The following is a 13360-nucleotide window of genomic DNA, read 5'->3' on the forward strand; positions in this document are numbered from 1 at the left end:
GGCGGCTAGACCCTCCGCCGACGACCCAACAGCGCGGCCCCGCCGACGGCGCCGAGGCTCAGCACCGCGCACGCCACCGCCGCGGTGATCAGCAGCGTCTGGTTGCTGCCGGTGGCCGGAGCTTCCTCGGCGGCCAACCGCAGCCGGTAGTCACCGGGCAGCGGACCTTCGCGCGGTTCGTCGAGACCCGGGTACTGCTGGGTCCGGTGCACCTCGAACATCCGCTCGCCACCGGCGCTCTGCTTCCACACACCCCAGGCCGGGGTCGCGCCGTCGAGCAACACCCGGCGTTCGCCGTAGCGGGTGTCGTCGCCGATGTCGACGATGCGCTGGACGCGGAAGGGCTCGTAGACCGCATCGGAGTAACGCACCTGCACCGGCACGTTGTCGTAGCGGAACAGCGGCGGCGGGGGCGGCGGCGCGATGGCCCCGATGTTGGCGATGGTCGGGATGAACCCGCCACCGAAGAAGCTGCCGACGGCCACCCCGACGGCGGTGCTGACCACGGTGTTGACGGTGTTGAGCACCACCGCGGTGAAGCTGTACGCCGCCAGATCGGCCACGTACATGACCATCCGCTGCAGCGGCGGGATCGTCACCACCCGCGGCTGGTTCTGGTACTCGTAGACGATGCGCACCGGATCGCGATAGGGGTTGACGATCATCGGCCGGTAGAACTCGTCGTACTGGACCCAGTCCGGACTCCACTGCCGAACCCGGTTGTCCCAGTCGCGCTGGTCGGCGCGCAGTTCACGCTGGTCCGCACGCAGCTGGCGCTGATCCTCACGGAGTTCGCGCTGGTCCTCGCGCAGCTCACGGCGCTCCTGTGCCAGCCGATCACGCTCGTCGGCGAGACCGACCAGCGATGACAGCGCGGCGAGATCCTCGACCTTGGCCGGCTCCGGCTTGACCTCGACGGGCGCGGCCTTGCTGGCCAGCACGAGATCATCGGCGGGAGCCTCCAGCACCGCCGGCTTCACGGTCTCGATGACGCGGGCCATCGGCTCGACCTGCTCGGTCTCGGCGGTGGTCTCGGCGGGAGTGGTCTCGGCGGGAGTGGTCTCGGTCGCCTCGGCGGGCTTCTCGGTGGCGGACTTCTCAGGAGCGGACGTGGCCGGTGCCCCGGTGCCCGGGCTCTCGGACACCGTGCTCGACGGGGTCGCGGTCTCGGTGCGGGCCTCCTCGGTGCGCGGCTGCTGGGTGGCGGGCTCTCCGGTGGCGGGCACGGTGCTGGTCGCCGGCGGGGCGGCGGACGTTGTCGCCGCCTGCGTGCTCGACCGGGTGGTGGTCGTCTCCGGTGCGCGGGTGGGTTGCGGGGCAACCGTTTCGGGCGCGGCGGGCGCGGGTTCCGGCGCCCGGGTCGGCTCGACGACCCTGGTCGGCGCCGGGGCCTGCGTCGCCGCCGGAGCTTGCGTCGGTGCCGGAGCCTGAGTCGGCGCCGGGGCTTGGTTTGGTGCGGGAACAACCGCGGTCGTCGCGGCCGGGGCCGGGGCCGGGGCGGTAGCGGCGGGGGCCTCGGCGGTAACGGCGGGCTCTGCCTCGGAGCGACCGCTCGAGCCGGCACCACCGCCGCCGGTGGCGGGCGAGGGTTCCTCGACGACCGTCGTCTCCACGACCGCGGTCTCCCCGGAACCGGGCTCGGCCAGGGCGGGCGTGACCCCGACGGTCAGCGCCGTCAAGGACAACACGACCGTGGACGCCACGCCGGCCACCAGGCTGCGTCGCAAGAACTCGTCACGTGCGGCACTCATCGTGCATCGACTCCTCGAAGATCAGGAGCAGGGCAATTCTCAGCCACTACTGCGGTTCGCAGTCATCTCCCCCGACACCGGCCGTACGGCCCAGCAGCTGTCTCGCCTGGTTCATCGCTGTGGACGCCCCAGCGTTACATCCGGCGTCTACCTGGCTCCCGAGATTCACATCACGTACGTCGTTGCAGCGGATGACGTACCTGATGTGAATCTCACCGGTGCAGCGTCTGACACCATCGTCGGGTGCCGCCCCGCGAGTTCGTCCTGACCGACGAGTTCCGCGACGCCATGGAACTGCTCGCCGGCGGCAGGCATCTGTTCCTGACCGGCAAGGCGGGCACCGGCAAGTCGACGCTGATCCGGCGGTTCATGGCGCAGACCGACCGCACCGTGGTGGTGGCCGCCCCGACCGGGATCGCCGCGCTCAATGTCGGCGGCTACACCATCCATCGGCTGTTCGGCTTCACCCCCACCACCAGCCTGGCCGATATCAGGACCGGCGGGTACTACCCCGGCCGGTTCGCCCGCACGGTCAAGGGCCTGGACACCCTGATCATCGACGAGGCCTCGATGGTCCGGGCCGACCTCTTCGACAAGATGGCCGCCGCACTCCAGCGGTACGGACCCGATCCCGGCGCCCCGTTCGGTGGTGTCCAGCTGGTCCTGGTCGGCGATCTGTATCAGCTGCCGCCGGTGGTCACCGAGGCCGAAACCGACTTCTTCACCGATCGCTACGCCACCCCGTACTTCTTCTCCGCGGACACCTTCGACCGCGACGAGTTCCCGATGGTCTCACTCACCACCGTGTTCCGTCAGCTCGGTGACGACCGAATGACCGCCATCCTCAACGAGATCCGCGAGGGCGTGCTGCTCGGGCACGCGCTGGCCGAGTTGAACACCCGCACCGACCCGGAGTTCGTGCCGCCCGCCGACGAGTTCTGGCTCACCCTGGCGCCGACGAACCGGCTGGTGTCCGCTCGCAACCGGCGGCAGCTGGAGCTGCTGCCCGGGGACGAGATCACCCACCACGCCCGCCATACCGGCGACCTGAGCCTGTTCGACCCGCCCGCCGATGAGACTCTGCGCTTCAAGGTCGGCGCACAGATCATGATGCTGACCAACGATCCCGCCGACCGCTGGGTCAACGGCACCCTCGGCAGGATCATCGCGCGGGTGAGTGACGGAACCGGCGTGGTCGTCGAATTCACCGACGGCAGCCGCGCCGAGGTCACCCCGTTCACCTGGGAGGCGACCAGGCCCGTTGTCGACGGCGGGTCGCTGCAGCACGAGGTGTGCGGCACCTTCACCCAGCTGCCGTTCGCACTGGCCTGGGCCATCACCATCCACAAGAGCCAGGGCCAGACCCTGGACCGGTTGGTCGTCGATCTCACCGGCGGGATGTTCTCCTACGGCCAGCTCTACGTCGCACTGAGCCGTTGTACCTCGATGAACGGACTGGTGCTCAAGCGTCCGGTACTGCCCAAGGACCTCAAGACCGACCGCCGGATCGCCCGGTTCCTGCGCAGCGCCGAACCCGACGACGGCAATGCCCGGCGCCACTGCGGTATCGGGATCGTCACCGTCGGCGAGGAGGGCAGGATGTCGCGGCCGCGGCCGGTCGAACTCGCCGTGGCCTTCAACGATGGCACCGCGGTGAGCACGCTGATCAATCCCCAGCGCGATCTTGCCGACGCCCGGTCGGCCTATGGCATCAGCGTCGCCGACATCCTGCTGGCCCCGACGCTGGCCGAGGCGTGGGGTGTGATCGCCCCGATGCTCACCGGTTGCACCCCCGTCGGTCCGGGCATCGACGAGACGCTCGGATTGATCGACTTCGAGCTCAAACGTCTCGGGCAGACGGTGGTGATGCCGCTCGGCGTCGAAGCGCCCCGGGCCCGCACCACCGGCCGCACCGCCCTGCAGCGTGCCACCGACGCGCTGACCACCTTCACCGAATCCGGTAGCACGACAACCGGTTCGACGCCGTTCGGCGATCCGCCGGAATCGTTGACCGGCCATCTACTGACCCGCGATCCCGCCGCGACGCCGGTCTCGGCCCGGTTGCCCGCGCTCTCGGCGCTGCTCGATGTCAGCAGGTACATCGGGCCGGCGCTGCTCGGCCTTCCGACGGCGGCGACGCCTCCCCCGGACACGCCGTGGACCCACGCGGCCCGCTACTCGGTGGCCGCACAGTTGCGCGCCGCGGCCGGTCGGATCCAGCCCACCGAACAGGTGTGGGAGCGCCTGCACGACGCCGAAGAGCTGCTCGGCGTCGAGGTCCTCGACCCGGCACTGCGATCGACGGCGTCGGCCCCCGATATCGAGACGGTCCTGGAACCGGGCGCCCGGGTGTGCTTCACCGGAACCGCGCTCGACGATGCCGGCCGGGAACTGTCGCGGGAAGAGATGATGCGCATCGCCGAACAGGCCGGTCTCACCCCGGTGAAGACCGTCACCAAGACCCGCTGCGAGGTCGTGGTGACCGCCGAACCCGGCAGCCAGTCCGGCAAGGCCCGCAAGGCGCACGAACTCGGCAAACCCGTGTTCACCGCGCAGGACTTCCTGCGATGGGCCCGTCACCGCTCGTCATCGTCGCGCACACCTTAAGGTCGAACCCGTGAACCGGCTGGACCGCTTCTTCGAAATCACCGCCCGCGGCTCGACGATCTCCTCGGAGCTGCGCGGCGGCGTCGTCACCTTCATCGCGATGGCCTACATCATCGTGCTGAACCCGATCATCCTGTCCGGGACGCCCGACGTCACCGGCAACCAGCTGGGCTTCACCCAGGTATCTGCGGTCACCTCGCTGGCCGCCGGGGTGATGACCATCCTGTTCGGCGTCATCGCGCGGTTGCCGTTCGCATTCGCCGCCGGCCTGGGCATCAACTCGTTCCTGGCCTCCTCGGTGGTCGGCGAGCTCACCTGGGCCGAGGCGATGGGCCTGGTGGTCATCAACGGCATCATCATCGTGCTGCTGGCGGTCACCGGGTTGCGCAGGCTGATCTTCGATGCGGTGCCCATCCAGCTGAAGCTGGCCATCACCGCGGGCATCGGGCTGTTCATCCTGTTCATCGGGCTCGTCGACGCCGGTTTCGTCGCCTCCACCGGTGGCCCGTCACCGCCGGTCGGCCTCGGCAGCGGCGGCGCGGGGTCGATCAGCAGCATCCCCACCGTCATCTTCGTGTTCACCCTGCTGCTGACCGGCATCCTGGTGGCCCGCAAGATCCGCGGCGGCATCCTCATCGGCCTCATCACCGGCACCATCGTCGCGGTCGTCGTGGAAGCGATCTGGCATCTGGGATCGGCCACCGAGAAACCCGGCGGCTGGGGTCTTTCGGTGCCGACGCTGAGCGGCTCCCCGTTCGCGGTGCCCGACCTGTCGCTGGTCGGCGAGTTCAGCCTCAACAGCGTCGGCCGGATCGGCATCCTGGCAGCCGTCATGCTGGTGTTCACGCTCGTCTTCACCAACTTCTTCGACGCCATGGGCACCTTCACCGGGTTGTCCAAACAGGCCGGCGTCGCCGATGACAAGGGCAACTTCCCCCGCCTGCAGTCCGCGCTCGTCGTCGAAGGTGCCGGCGCGGTGGTCGGTGGCGCGGCATCGGCCTCGTCGAACACCGTGTTCATCGAGTCCGGGGCCGGTATCGGCGAGGGTGCCCGTACCGGGTTGGCCAGCCTCGTCACCGGCGCCCTGTTCCTGGCCGCGATGTTCCTGACGCCGCTGGCCGCGATTGTGCCCACCGAGGTGGCCGCGGCGGCGCTGGTGATCGTGGGCGCGATGATGGCCTCACATCTGCGCGATATCGACCTGGCCGATTTCTCCATCGCGCTGCCGGTCGTGCTGACGGTGGCGGTGATGCCGCTGAGCTACTCGATCGCCAACGGTATCGGTGTCGGCTTCATCTCCTGGGTCATCGTGCGGACGGCGGCGGGCAAGGGCCGGGAAATCAGTCCACTGCTGTGGGTCGTGGCCGCCGGCTTCCTGCTGTACTTCGCGCGCGGGTGGATTGATTCGCTGATCGGGGCATGACCGTCGACGTCGAAAAGTCAACCCGTCGAACACATCTCATCCGGCTGGCTCTGCTGGCGATCTTCCTGCTCGGTCTGTGGTACCTGATCGGCATCAAGGGCGTCATCGACCTCGACGAGATCCGTTCCGGTGTCGCGGCCACCGGGCCTGCCGCCCCGCTGGTCTATGTCGCGGTCTCGGCGGTACTGGGCAGCCTGTTCGTGCCCGGTCCGTTGCTGGCGGCGGGTAGTGGGTTGCTGTTCGGCCCCGTGGTCGGCGTGTTCGTCACCCTCGGCGCCACCGTCGGCACCGCGACCATCGCCAGCATCGGCGGCCGGCGGGCGGGCCGGGACAGCACGCGGGCGCTACTGGGCGCCGAACGGGCCGACCGGATGGACGCGCTGATCTCCCGTGGTGGCCTGTGGGCCGTGGTGGGCCAACGCTTCGTCCCCGGCATCTCCGATGCCGCCGCCTCCTACACCTTCGGCGCCTTCGGAGTCCCGTTGTGGCAGATGGTGATCGGCTCGTTCATCGGCTCGGCGCCGCGCGCCTTCGTCTACACCGCGCTCGGGGCGTCCGTCGGTGATCTGTCCTCACCGCTGGTCTACGCCGCGATCGGGGTGTGGTGTGTCACCGCGGTGATCGGCGCTTTCGCCGCACATCGCGGTCTGCGCGGCTGGCGGGCGTCGCGTACGCGCGGCGAACACCCCGAAAACGAATGATTCGGTCCTCGATTCGCACAATGGCCGCTTCTACCGCATGATCGGTCCATGAAGCGCGATGTCGGTGCCGAGCTCGAGGTCGACATCACCGCCCCCACCACGCTGGAATTCCAGATCGCGGTGGCGCCGCACCCGGGTGCCGAGGTCTACGAGTCGTTGAGCTTCGTGCTGGATGGACAACCGATCCAGGCCCAGGAGATCTCCGGAACCCACGGCAACCGCATCCACAAATTCGACGCGGGCACCGGCCATCTCCGGGTCGATTACTCGGCCACGGTCATCGGCTATGCCGATCCGCCTCCGGTCACCGACCACGACCTTTCGGTGTATCTGCGCCCCAGCCGATACGCCGAGGCCGACAAACTGTTCGGTTTCGCCGGTACCGAATTCGGCGACCAGGCCGAGCCGGCCGAGCTCCTGGAGCGCATTGCCGGCTGGGTCGGCCGCCGCCTGCAGTACGTCCCCGGCTCCAGCGACCCGATCGACGGTGCGGTGGACACCATGCTGGCCGGTGCCGGAGTCTGCCGCGACTACGCGCATCTGGTGGTGGCGCTGCTGCGCGCGGTGAAGGTGCCGGCGAGGCTGGTCTCGGTGTACGCGCCGGGCTTGTATCCCATGGACTTCCACGCCGTTGCCGAGGCGTTCGTCGACAATCAGTGGCGGGTGGTCGATGCCACCCTGTTGGCCCCGCGCGAGAGTCTGGTCCGCATCGCCACCGGTCGCGACGCCGCCGACACCGCGTTCCTGGACAACCACAGCGGTGCCATCAACCTGAGCCTGCTCTCGGTGCGCGCCATCACCGACGGGGTGCTGCCGACCGATCAGATCGATCAGCTGGCCACCCTGCGCTGACGCCAGAAGTGCTCGACGCCATAGGTTTCGGCGCTCAGTTCGGCCAGCACCGCAATGCTGTTGCCGCTTCCCGTCGCCACGTAGACCACATCACCGTCGGGATGCGCGGCGATGGCCGACGGGTTTCCACCCACTTTCGTGGTACGGACGACGGTCCTGGTGGCCGCGTCGAGCAGCGATACCGTGCCATCGCCGCGGTTGGCGACGAACACCGTCGCACCGTCCGGACCGACAGCGATCTCGGTGGGCCCCGAACCGACCGCGACCACATCGGTGACGGTGCGTGAGCGCGCGTCGATGACGGCCACGGTCGCCTTACCCGGCGAGCCCGCACCGGCGTAGACGGTCGCTCCGTCCGGGCTGATGGCGACCGCTGCGGGCTCGTTGCCGACCGGGATGGTCGCGGTCACCGCACCCGCGCGCACGTCGATCACCGACACCGTGCCGTTGCAGCGGTGCGAGTACCCGCTGTTGGCCACCCAGAGGCTGTCACCGGCCGGGCTCACGACCGCCTTGCGCGGCGCGGCCCCCACGGCGATCGTCGCCGAGACGGTCATCGAATCGGTCCGGTACACCTTGACCGCGCCGGCGGTGTCACAGACCGCGTAGAGCCGCTCCCCGCCGGGGGCGATCGCCAGCGACACCGGTTGCGGGTCCTGAGCGATATCGGCCACGACCGTGCCGGAGACGGTGTCGATCACCGAGATGAACCCGTCGCCGGGGCGTGCCAGGTAGGCCCGGTCGCCATCGGGGTGTACGACGATCGACACCGGATCCGAGTCCAAGGTGACCGTGCGCAGCATGGTGTCCTCGGCCCTGGAGACCACCGATACATCCGAGCTGTTGACGTTGGCCACGTAGATGGTGTTCCCGTCGGGGGCGATCACCAGATCGCGGGGATGACTGCCGACCGGGATGCTGGTGACGACGCTGTACATGGAACGGCTGTACATGGAACCCCTTCCGGCCTACGGTGGCGCTGCAGGGGCGCCACGGCATCGACTCTGCCGCCGTCGCGGTTCCCGGCGGTGAGTAGCGAGGTACTTGTTTTCGCCGCGGGAGCGAAGACGAGATTGCCGTCACAGCACCGCCGGTTAGGGCAGCCTGTCCTGCCGAATCGCTGCCAAATCTGGTAAGAACGAAGCACCTCTAACATGTCAGGAGGAGAGACCGGACGTGCCCGACTCTTCGGCGGCGACGGTCGTCACTTCCCAGCAACACCGCGGCGGGATCGCCAAGTTCATCCGCAGATATGCGGTGCTGGTCATCATCGGCTGGATCGCCGTGGTCGGCATCATCAGCGCCACCGTGCCGCCGTTGGAGACCGTGGGTCAGATGCGCTCGGTCTCGATGAGCCCCGACTACGCACCCTCGGTGATCGCGAGCAAGCGCATCGGTCAGGTCTTCGACGAGTACCGCTCGGACAGCCAGATCATGATCGTGTTGGAGGGCGAGGAAAAGCTCGGCGCCGACGCGCACTACTTCTACAACGATCTGGTCGACCGCCTCGAGGCCGACACCCGCCATATCGAGCACGTCCAGGACTTCTGGGGTGATCCACTCACCGAGGCCGGCGCACAGAGCGCCGACGGCAAGGCCGCCTACGTGCAGGTGTTCCTGGCCGGCAACATGGGTGAGGCCCTGTCGAACGAATCGGTCGAGGCGGCGAAACAGATCGTCGCCGAGGTGCCGCCGCCTGCCGGGATCAAGGTTTACGTCACCGGCGGGTCGGCTCTGGTGGCCGACCAACAGATCGCCGGTGACCGCAGCGTCAAGGTGATCGAGAGCGTCATCTTCATCGTCATCATCACGATGCTGCTGCTGGTCTACCGGTCCATCCTGACCACCCTGCTGGTGCTGGTGATGGTGGTGCTCAGCCTGTCCTCGGCCCGCGGCGTGGTCGCTGTCCTCGGTTACCACGAACTGATCGGTCTCTCGACGTTCGCCACCCAGATGCTGGTGACACTGGCGGTGGCATCGGCGACCGACTACGCCATCTTCCTGATAGGTCGATATCAGGAGGCCCGATCGGTCGGAGAGGACCGAGAATCGGCCTACTACACGATGTTCCACGGCACCGCGCATGTGGTGCTCGGTTCGGGCATGACGATCGCCGGCGCCATGCTGTGCCTGCATTTCACCCGACTGCCCTACTTCCAGACGTTGGGTATCCCGATGGCGTTCGGCATGGCGACCGTGGTGCTCACGGCGCTGACGCTGGGGCCCGCGATCATCAGCGTCGCCAGCCGCTTCCGCAACCTGCTCGAACCCAAGCGCGCCATGCGCATCCGCACCTGGCGACGCATCGCCGCGGGCGTCGTGCGGTGGCCGGGCGCGGTCCTGTTCGCGACCGTCGCACTGTGTCTCATCGGCCTGGTGGCGCTGCCGGGCTACCGCACCAACTACAACGACCGCAACTACCTGCCCGAGAACCTGCCCGCCCAGGAGGGTTTCGCCGCGGCCGAACGGCACTTCTCGGTGGCCAGGATGAACCCCGAGGTGCTGCTCGTCGAGACCGACCGCGACCTCCGCAATCCGGCGGACTTCCTGGTGATCGACAAGATCGCCAAGGGCATCTTCAAGGTGCCGGGGGTGGGCAACGTCCAGGCCATCACCCGACCGCAGGGTGAGCCGCTGGAATTCAGCACCATTCCGGCTCAGATGAGCATGAGCGGGGCAAGCCAGCAGATGAACAAGGCGTACATGGAGGACATGTTCGCCAACATGCTGGCCCAGGCCGACGATATGCAGTCCAGCGTCGACACGATGAGAAACATGATGGCGCTGATGACGGAGATGAGCGCCACCACGCAGAGCATGGTGACCAAGTCCAACGAAATGGCCGTCGACATCGCCGAACTGCGGGACAACATCTCCAATTTCGACGATTTCTTCCGGCCGATCCGCAATTACTTCTACTGGGAACCGCACTGCTACAACATCCCGATCTGCTGGTCGATGCGATCGGTGTTCGACGCCCTGGACGGCACCGACCGGCTGACGACGCAGTTCGAGGAGGTCCTGCCCGACCTGAACCAGATGGCCGCGCTGATGCCGCAGATGCTGGAGGTCATGCCCGCGCAGATCGAGTCGATGGAGTCCTCGCGGGACATGATGCTGCGGATGTACCAGACCCAGAAGGGCATCCAGGACCAGGGCATGGAGATGTCGGAGAACCAGAGCGCCATGGGTGAGGCGTTCAACGACGCCAAGAACGACGACACCTTCTACCTGCCGCCGGACATCTTCAACAACGAGGACTTCAAGCGCGGTATGGAGAGCTTCATCTCCCCCGACGGAAAATCGGTGCGTTTCATCATCTCTCATGCCGATGACCCGCTGACCCCCGACGGCATCAAGCTGATCGACCAGATCAAGACCGCCGCGAAGGAGTCGATCAAGGGCACGCCGCTGGAGGGCTCCAAGATCTACATGGCCGGCACCGCCTCGGCGTTCAAGGACATGCAGGAGGGCAACAACTACGACCTCATCATCGCCGGGGTCGCGGCGCTGAGCCTGATCTTCATCATCATGCTGCTGATCACCCGCAGCCTGGTGGCCTCGGCGGTGATCGTCGGCACCGTGGTGATCTCGCTGGGGGCGTCGTTCGGCCTGTCGATCCTGATCTGGCAGCACATTCTGGGCATCGAGCTGTACTTCATGGTGATGGCGATGGCGGTGATCGTGCTCCTTGCCGTCGGCGCGGATTACAACCTGCTGTTGGTCGCGCGCATGAAGGAAGAGGTGCACGCCGGGCTGAACACCGGGATCATCCGGGCGATGGGTGGCACCGGATCGGTGGTGACCGCGGCCGGCCTGGTGTTCGCGTTCACGATGATGTCGATGTTCGTCAGCGAGATGGTGGTGGCGGCTCAGGTCGGCACGACGATCGGCCTGGGTCTGTTGTTCGACACCCTGGTGATCCGCTCGTTCATGACTCCGGCGATCGCCGCACTGCTGGGCAAGTGGTTCTGGTGGCCGCAGTTGATCCGGCGTCCTGCACGGACTTCTCCCCCGGCGGCACCGCAGGAAACCGTCTCCGTCTGAGCCCGGCGCGTCGCCGCCGCGCGAAAACATCGGTCAGCAAATAAGATTGAGCTGACGAACGACATTCAATTTCCGCACTGTAATGCGCTTTTATGGTTCGGACAGCCGATTCGCGCTGGTTCAGCGAAGTGTCCAGCAAATGACGAAAAATCGGCCGCGCGGAGTACGATCTTGAAACGACCCGCCGTTGTGCGCACGTCACGGATGGGGGTCCGGACGGAGGCAGGATGAGCGCACCCGACGATCACCGTCTCGGTGACACCCGCACCGTGCAGCGACTGCTGCAGGCCGTGCAGGAACTGTCGTTGGCGCGAAGTCTGGCCGATATCCAGCGCATCGTTCGGGCCGCCGCCCGCGAACTGACGGGGTGCGACGGCGCCACCCTTGTCCTCAAGGACGGGGACATGTGTCATTACGTCGACGAGGACGCCGTCGCGCCGTTGTGGAAGGGTGGCCGGTTCCCGCTGGAGACCTGCATCAGCGGATGGGTGATGACCAACCGGCAGGCGGTGGTCATCCAGAACATCTACGACGACGAGCGCATCCCGCACGCGGCGTATCGACCGACCTTCGTCAAAAGTCTGGCCATGGTGCCGATTCGGAAACTGAACCCGGTCGGCGCGATCGGCAACTACTGGGCGGCCGAGACACTCCCGACCGAACACCAGATATCGCTGTTGCAGTCGCTGGCCGATGCGACCTCGGTGGCGATGGAGAACGTGCAGGTCTACGAACAGCTCGAACAGCGGGTGCGAGACCGGACCGCGGACCTCGAGCGCGCCAATGACGCGATCTTGCACCTGTCGCACACCGACGACCTGACCGGCGTGACCAATCGGCGCGGGTTCTACCTGCTGGCCGAGCCGGCACTGCGCGCCGCGCGGCGCGACGGGCTGGATTGCACGCTGGGTTTCATCGACGCCGATGGACTCAAGCTCGTGAACGACACCCTGGGCCACATCGCAGGCGATGCCCTGCTCGCCGATCTCGCCACGGTGCTACGCGCGACGCTGGACGAATCCGATATCCTCGCGCGGATGGGCGGTGACGAGTTCTGTGTGCTGACAACCGGTTCCGAGAGTGACCCGGTGGCGCTGAAGGCTCGGATGGCTGCGGCGATCGCGAAATTCAACGGTTCCGCCGATCGATCCTATCTGGTCTCGGCAAGCATCGGCCTGGTCCGGGTCCCCTTCGCCGTCGACCGATCCCTCGACGAGTGGATGGCCTCCGCCGACGAACTCATGTACGCCGAGAAGCGGGCCCGACCCGCCTGAATCACCCCCTCGGCGTGGCGCGTTCTCCGTCGAAGTCGAACGTGTGTTCTAATCGGTGACGCAACCGGCCCGCCGTCCGCGGGCGACAACCGGGAGGGATTCACCGTAGCAATGACTTTCGACAACGTGACCACCGATATGCCGTCCGATCTGACCTCCCCCGCCGCCGAGGTCAGCACCGAGGCTCCCAAGAAGGCGCCGGTCAAGCGGGCAGGTAAGAAGACCAAGACGCTGGAGTTGACGTTGACCGTCACCGGCACCGCCGACGGCGAGTGGCACGCCGAGCTGAAGCAGGGCAGCACCTATCTGACTCGCGGGCTGGCCGTCGCGGCGGCGGCGGTATCGCGCGCGGCACGCGAGCTGCACGAGGATCTGTCGACGCCCATCGACGCGGTCATCGAGGAGGCCCGCACACAGCAGGCAGCCCGCGTGGCGGCATTGGAGGCCGAATTGGAAGCCGCCCGGGCCGCGCTGGCGGGCCTGGACTGATCGCAGCCGATTGACCGGGTTCGCCGACCAGTTCTACTGTGCCGGTGGCGGTTCGGGTTCGAAGGGCGTGTACCACATCCATTGGGCGCGCTCCCCCTTCGGACCGCGGCACGGGGGCACATCCGGCGGCGGCCCGGTCGGTGGGCGAGCCAACGACGCCCCGGTCAACCGCCGACCATCACAGTCGGTGACCACCAGCCGATCCGCCGGACCGAC

9 protein-coding genes and 1 pseudogene are annotated in these 13360 nt (G+C 67.4%); 7 read left to right on the forward strand and 3 right to left on the reverse strand.

From position 1 onward, the window contains the following. Positions 1–5: 5 nt before the first annotated feature. Positions 6–1751 (reverse strand): hypothetical protein, encoded by a 1746-nt coding sequence (locus IC40_RS0120315; protein ID WP_030136517.1) that lies wholly within the window; start codon positions 1749–1751, stop codon positions 6–8. Between the two features lie 288 nt (positions 1752–2039). On the opposite strand from IC40_RS0120315, the gene IC40_RS0120320 reads away from it, so the two are divergent. Genes IC40_RS0120320 through IC40_RS0120335 form a run of 4 tightly spaced genes read left to right on the forward strand, consistent with a single transcriptional unit; the run spans position 2040 to position 7334 of the window. Further along, complete coding sequence (locus IC40_RS0120320) at positions 2040–4358, forward strand: AAA family ATPase (RefSeq protein WP_042509657.1); 2319 nt, start codon at positions 2040–2042, stop codon at positions 4356–4358. A 10-nt stretch (positions 4359–4368) separates the two neighbouring features. Beyond that, entirely contained in the window at positions 4369–5781 is a 1413-nt protein-coding gene (locus IC40_RS0120325; protein ID WP_030136519.1) for an NCS2 family permease, read from the forward strand. Continuing rightward, on the forward strand, positions 5778–6482 hold the full coding sequence (locus IC40_RS0120330) for a TVP38/TMEM64 family protein (protein ID WP_030136520.1): 705 nt from the start codon (positions 5778–5780) through the stop codon (positions 6480–6482). Before IC40_RS0120325 ends, IC40_RS0120330 begins: the two co-directional genes overlap by 4 nt. A gap of 48 nt (positions 6483–6530) precedes the next feature. Then, positions 6531–7334: a transglutaminase-like domain-containing protein gene (locus tag IC40_RS0120335; protein WP_019512254.1), complete on the forward strand. Its 804-nt coding sequence runs from the start codon at positions 6531–6533 to the stop codon at positions 7332–7334. On the opposite strand, the gene IC40_RS0120340 is transcribed toward IC40_RS0120335, so the two are convergent. Then, positions 7313–8287 (reverse strand): beta-propeller fold lactonase family protein, encoded by a 975-nt coding sequence (locus IC40_RS0120340; RefSeq protein ID WP_081843497.1) that lies wholly within the window; start codon positions 8285–8287, stop codon positions 7313–7315. The genes IC40_RS0120335 and IC40_RS0120340 overlap by 22 nt on opposite strands. 223 nt (positions 8288–8510) lie before the next feature. Between IC40_RS0120340 and IC40_RS0120345 the strand changes: the two genes are divergently transcribed. The 3 genes from IC40_RS0120345 (at position 8511) to IC40_RS0120360 (ending at position 13144) form a co-directional block, all read left to right on the forward strand. Beyond that, a complete protein-coding gene (locus tag IC40_RS0120345) occupies positions 8511–11381 on the forward strand; it encodes an MMPL/RND family transporter (RefSeq protein WP_030136522.1) in 2871 nt (956 codons plus the stop codon). A 227-nt stretch (positions 11382–11608) separates the two neighbouring features. Beyond that, positions 11609–12655 carry a GGDEF domain-containing protein gene (locus IC40_RS0120350; protein WP_030136523.1) on the forward strand — a complete coding sequence of 349 codons (1047 nt, stop codon included), beginning with the start codon at positions 11609–11611 and terminating at the stop codon, positions 12653–12655. A gap of 138 nt (positions 12656–12793) precedes the next feature. Continuing rightward, entirely contained in the window at positions 12794–13144 is a 351-nt protein-coding gene (locus IC40_RS0120360) for a DUF6319 family protein (protein ID WP_030136524.1), read from the forward strand. 33 nt (positions 13145–13177) lie between these two features. Here the strand turns inward: IC40_RS0120360 and IC40_RS27990 are convergent. Then, positions 13178–13360: pseudogene (locus IC40_RS27990) on the reverse strand (hypothetical protein); the annotation flags it as partial.

The sequence above is a fragment of the Mycolicibacterium neoaurum ATCC 25795 genome (assembly GCF_000691525.1).
In the GTDB taxonomy this organism is placed as follows: domain Bacteria; phylum Actinomycetota; class Actinomycetes; order Mycobacteriales; family Mycobacteriaceae; genus Mycobacterium; species Mycobacterium neoaurum.

Bases quoted from the DNA above. Each gene is read 5' to 3' on its own strand.
- IC40_RS0120315 (WP_030136517.1), bottom strand. From the start codon at position 1,751: ATGAGTGCCGCACGTGACGAGTTCTTGCGACGCAGCCTGGTGGCCGGC.
- IC40_RS0120320 (WP_042509657.1), top strand. From the start codon at position 2,040: ATGGAACTGCTCGCCGGCGGCAGGCATCTGTTCCTGACCGGCAAGGCG.
- IC40_RS0120330 (WP_030136520.1), top strand. From the start codon at position 5,778: ATGACCGTCGACGTCGAAAAGTCAACCCGTCGAACACATCTCATCCGG.
- IC40_RS0120335 (WP_019512254.1), top strand. From the start codon at position 6,531: ATGAAGCGCGATGTCGGTGCCGAGCTCGAGGTCGACATCACCGCCCCC.
- IC40_RS0120340 (WP_081843497.1), bottom strand. From the start codon at position 8,287: ATGTACAGCCGTTCCATGTACAGCGTCGTCACCAGCATCCCGGTCGGC.
- IC40_RS0120350 (WP_030136523.1), top strand. From the start codon at position 11,609: ATGAGCGCACCCGACGATCACCGTCTCGGTGACACCCGCACCGTGCAG.
- IC40_RS0120360 (WP_030136524.1), top strand. From the start codon at position 12,794: ATGCCGTCCGATCTGACCTCCCCCGCCGCCGAGGTCAGCACCGAGGCT.